We start from the raw sequence: 258 nt of genomic DNA, 5'->3' as shown, positions 1-258 counted from the left end.
GCCAAGCTGGCGGCACCTGCTCAGCGCGTCCCGGCCTTCACGGGAATGTCCACCCGCTCGACGCCGCAGCGGGCGGGTTCCGGGGGGCAGTAGCGGAACTCGACGCGCAGCATGCCGTCGTTGCTGTCCGGCCCGGCGAAGGCCAGCGCGCCGGCCAGCGGGATCGACGCGCGCGGCGGCTGGCCGTCCTTGCCGCGCACCGTCATGGGAAAGCGGCCCCGGACGCGGTCGCGGACCAGGGCGGGCACGTCGATGCGC

General features: G+C 76.0%; 1 protein-coding gene. It reads right to left on the bottom strand.

The genetic code is table 11. The features are described 5' to 3' along the window. Positions 1–20 precede the first annotated feature (20 nt). The coding region (locus JT719_RS24880) for a hypothetical protein (protein ID WP_207436465.1) at positions 21–258 on the bottom strand (238 nt) is incomplete at its 5' end.

The sequence above is a fragment of the Sabulibacter ruber genome, assembly GCF_017355955.1.
Classification (GTDB): domain Bacteria; phylum Bacteroidota; class Bacteroidia; order Cytophagales; family Hymenobacteraceae; genus Nibribacter; species Nibribacter ruber_A.
This window is presented reverse-complemented; position numbering and strand designations above follow the sequence as displayed.